This is a genomic window from Hydrogenophaga sp. (assembly GCF_028698005.1).
Lineage (GTDB): Bacteria > Pseudomonadota > Gammaproteobacteria > Burkholderiales > Burkholderiaceae_C > Hydrogenophaga.
In genome coordinates this window covers 1-4,259 of the sequence record NZ_JAQVEJ010000203.1, presented here as the reverse complement: position 1 = coordinate 4,259, position 4,259 = coordinate 1, and the positions used below count along the sequence as shown (strand labels likewise).

Sequence of the window (4,259 nt, the reverse complement as noted above, 5' to 3'; positions counted from 1 at the left end):
CCGGTATCGTGCAGCGCGCCATCGGCATCCCGGTCAGCCTGTTCACCGGCATCTTCGCGCTGGCCCGCACCGTCGGCTGGATCGCCCAGCTCAACGAGATGCTGGCCGACCCCGAGTACAAGATCGGCCGTCCGCGCCAGCTGTTCACGGGTGCGCCGCGCCGCGACGTGCCGGGCAGCAAAGCCTAACACCCCTGCCCCCGTGCCGCGGACGCGGCACACCCGAACGCCCATCGCGCCGCAATGGCCCGATGGGCGTTTTTTTACCGCATTAGACTGGGATGTTGCGCTGTTTGATTCTCCCGCGAGGCCTGGTGGCCTGGAACTTCATGCATGCGCACCACACATGCCATTGACACCCTCTAACGACCACCCCGACATCGTCTGGCACGCCCTGAGCGCCGACGCCGTCGCTCGCCAACTGGGCACCAGCGCGCAAACCGGCCTGCACCCTGACGAGGCCACGCGCCGCCTGGCCGCACACGGCCCCAATCGCCTGCCCGCATCGCCGCGCCGACCCGCATGGCGACGGCTGCTGGCGCAATTCCACAACGTGCTGATCTACGTGATGCTGGGATCGGCCGCCGTCACCGCCGCGCTGGGTCACTGGATCGACACCGGCGTGCTGCTCGGCGCGGTCATCATCAATGCACTCATCGGCTTTGTGCAGGAAGGCAAGGCCGAATCGGCGCTGGACGCCATCCGCCGCATGCTCTCGCCCCAGGCCACGGTGCTGCGCGGCAGTGAGCGGCAGATGGTGGCGGCCGAGCAACTCGTGCCCGGCGACGTGGTGCTGCTGGCCTCGGGCGACAAGGTGCCGGCCGACCTGCGCATCGTCTCTGCCAAGAGCCTGCGCGCCGATGAGGCCGTACTGACCGGCGAGTCCGTGCCCAGCGACAAGACCGGGGCTCCGGTGGCCGAGGACGCTGCGCTGGGCGACCGCCGCGGCATGCTCTACTCGGGCACGCTGGTGGCCGCCGGCACGGCCGTGGGCGTGGTGGTGGCCACAGGCTCGCGCACCGAGCTGGGGCGCATCAGCACGCTGCTGGCCCAGGTAGAGGCCAGCACCACGCCGCTGATGCGCCAGATCGCGCGCTTCAGCCATTGGCTGGCAGGGGCCATCCTGCTGTTCGTGGCGCTCACCTTTGCCATCGGCGTGCTCTGGCGCGGACAGGCACCCTCCGACATGTTCATGATGGCCGTGGCGCTGGCGGCATCGGCCATCCCCGAGGGGCTGCCCGCCATCATGACCATCACCCTGGCGCTGGGCGTGCGGCGCATGGCCCAGCACCGCGCCATCGTACGCCACCTGCCGGCGGTGGAAACGCTGGGCTCGGTCACGGTAATCTGTTCGGACAAGACCGGCACCCTCACCTGCAACGAGATGACGGTGCAGCGCGCGATCACAGCCGAGCGCGTGTACGACGTGACGGGCACCGGCTACGCGCCACAAGGCGGCTTCCAGGCCGGCGGTCGTGCCGTGGCACCGGCCGAGCAGCCCCGGCTACAGGCCGTGGCCCGCGTGGACCTGCTGTGCAACGACGCCACGCTGCACCATGGCGCCGAGGGCTGGTCGCTCACGGGAGACCCGACCGAAGGCGCGCTGCTCACCTTCGCCCTCAAGGCCGGTCTGGACAGCGGCGCCACCCAGGCCGCGCTGCCGCGCATCGATGCCATCCCGTTCGAGTCCGAGCACCGTTTCATGGCAACGCTGCATCACGACCACGCGGGCCATGCGCTCATCATGGTCAAGGGCGCGCCCGAGCGCGTGCTCGACATGTGCTCAACACAGGCCAGCGGGCCCGGCGAGGACGACACGGCTGCCCTCGACCACACCTACTGGCGCCGAGCCGTCAACGACTGCGCGGCACGCGCGCTGCGCGTGCTGGCCATCGCCATCAAGCGCGTGCCCGCGCAGCAGCACACCCTGTCCTTCGACGACATGGAAAGCGGCTTCACCTTGCTCGGTCTGCTGGGCAGCATGGACCCGCCGCGCCCGGAGGCCCTGGCCGCCGTGGCCGAATGCCACGCGGCGGGCGTGCGCGTGAAGATGATCACCGGCGACCATGCCGAGACGGCCCGCGCCATTGGCGCGCAGCTGGGCCTTGGTCTGGGACGCCCCGCCCTCACCGGCGCCGAGATCGAGCTGATGGACGACGACGCGCTGCGCGAGGTGGTGAGCGGCGTGGACGTGTTCGCCCGCGCCAGCCCCGAGCACAAGATCCGGCTGGTGCAGGCGCTGCAGGCGCGCGGCGAGGTCGTCGCGATGACGGGCGACGGCGTGAACGACGCGCCGGCCCTCAAGCGCGCCGACGTGGGCGTGGCCATGGGCAAAAACGGCACCGAGGCCGCCAAGGACGCCGCCGCCATGGTGCTGGCCGACGACAACTTCGCCACCCTCGGCGCGGCCGTGCGCGAGGGCCGGGGCGTGTACGACAACGTGCGCAAGTTCATCCTCTTCATGCTGCCGACCAACGGCGGCGAGGCGCTGGTCGTGTTCGCCGCCATCGCCTTCGCACTGCAGTTGCCGCTCACCGCCGCGCAGGTGCTGTGGATCAACCTCGCGACCTCGGGCACGCTGGGCCTGGCACTGGCTTTCGAGCCAACCGAGCACGACGTGATGCGGCGCCCGCCGCGCGATCCACGCGAATCGCTGCTCTCGGGCCTGTTCGTGTGGCGCGTGCTCATGGTGTCGCTGCTCATGGCAGCAGCTTCGCTCGGGCTCTTTCTGTGGGAGCTCGAGCGCGGCGCCGGCCTGGAGAAGGCCCGCACCATGGCCGTGAGCGCCGTGGTGGCGTCCGAGATGTTCTACCTGCTCAGCAGCCGCCACATCCTGCGCAGCGCGCTCACGCGCGAGGGTCTGCTGGGCAACCCGCAGGCACTCGTGGCCATCGCCGTGTGCGCACTGCTGCAACTGGCTTTCGTGCACACACCCTGGCTGCAGGCCGTGTTCGGTTCCGTCGATCTGTCGCCCGGCGAATGGCTGCGCGTGCTGTTGGCGGGCGCGATGGTGTTTGCGATCGCAGAGATCGAGAAGCTGGTGCTGCGTCGTACGGCAATGAAGACATCGCATTTGAAGATGCAAAAAACGCGAACTTCATAGGAAAATAAGGATCAGACATCGCAGTATTCGATGCCTGATCGCCATGCTGTCCGACCGCAATTTCACCCGTCAGATCGACCTCACCACACTGCAGCTTTTCGTGGCGGTGTGCGAGCACGGCAGTATCGGCCGCGCGGCCGAGCATGAATTCATCGCCGCATCGGCGGTCAGCAAGCGCCTGTCCGACCTCGAAGCCACGCTGGGCACGCTGCTGCTGCACCGGCATGCGCGCGGCGTGCGCCTGACGCCGGCCGGCGAGAGCCTGCTGCACCATGCCCGCAGCATGCTGTTCAGCCTCGACCGCATGCACCACGAGCTGGCCGAATACGCCGACGGCGTACGCGGGCACGTGCGGGTACACGCCAACATCTCGGCCATCGTACAGTTCCTGCCCGAGGACCTCGGCACCTTCATCCGCTCGCACGGCGCCGTCAAGATCGATCTGGAGGAGCATCTGTCCTTCGAAGTGATCCGCGCGGTGCACGAAGGCGCCGCCGACCTGGGCATCTGCCACACCGGGGCCGGCGGCGACCTCGGGGGGCTGCACCGGCAGGCGTACCGACAAGACCACCTGGTCCTGGCCATGCCACGGCACCACCCCCTGGCGGCACGCGGCCCCCTGGCTTTTGCCGACACCCTGGACTGGGACCATGTCGGCCTGCACGCCAACAGCTCCATCTACCGGGCCATGCACGCGGCCGCCGCCGCGGCCGGCCGCGGCATCCGGCTGCGCATTCGTGTCACCGGCCTGGACGCCATGTGCCGCATGATCGACAACGGCCTGGGCGTCGGCCTGATGCCCCTGCGCGCCTTCGAGCTGATGCAAGGCACTGGCACGCTGGCCTGCGTGCCACTTACCGATACCTGGGCGCGCCGCCGCATCGATCTCGTGGCGCGCGACTTCAACACCCTGCCCATGTCCGCCCGCTTGCTGGTGGAGCACCTGAAGGCGCACGGCGACACTCCCGAGGCTGGTACCCCCGCATAAAATTCATCAACGACAAGGAATCCCCACATGGCACGCACGCTGTACGACAAGATCTGGGACGAACACGTCGTCCACACCGAAGAAGACGGCACCGCCGTGCTCTACATCGACCGCCACCTGGTGCACGAGGTCACCAGCCCGCAGGCCTTCGAAGGCCTGCGCCAGGCCG

At 69.0% G+C, this 4,259-nt stretch carries 4 protein-coding genes; all 4 read left to right on the top strand.

The window, feature by feature from the left end; genetic code table 11:
- On the top strand, nucleotides 1-188 hold a 188-nt coding region (locus PHQ87_RS14650), incomplete at its 5' end, for a citrate/2-methylcitrate synthase (protein ID WP_300235921.1).
- Between the two features lie 157 nt (nucleotides 189-345).
- Nucleotides 346-3,102 carry a cation-transporting P-type ATPase gene (locus tag PHQ87_RS14645; protein ID WP_300235918.1) on the top strand — a complete coding sequence of 919 codons (2,757 nt, stop codon included), beginning with the start codon at nucleotides 346-348 and terminating at the stop codon, nucleotides 3,100-3,102.
- A gap of 43 nt (nucleotides 3,103-3,145) precedes the next feature.
- A complete protein-coding gene (locus PHQ87_RS14640) occupies nucleotides 3,146-4,090 on the top strand; it encodes a LysR family transcriptional regulator (protein WP_300235915.1) in 945 nt (314 codons plus the stop codon).
- A gap of 27 nt (nucleotides 4,091-4,117) precedes the next feature.
- Nucleotides 4,118-4,259 (top strand): aconitase family protein (locus tag PHQ87_RS14635; RefSeq protein WP_300235924.1); only part of this gene is annotated, 142 nt, incomplete at its 3' end.

Bases quoted from the DNA above. Each gene is read 5' to 3' on its own strand.
- PHQ87_RS14640 (WP_300235915.1), top strand. From the start codon at position 3,146: ATGCTGTCCGACCGCAATTTCACCCGTCAGATCGACCTCACCACACTG.
- PHQ87_RS14645 (WP_300235918.1), top strand. From the start codon at position 346: ATGCCATTGACACCCTCTAACGACCACCCCGACATCGTCTGGCACGCC.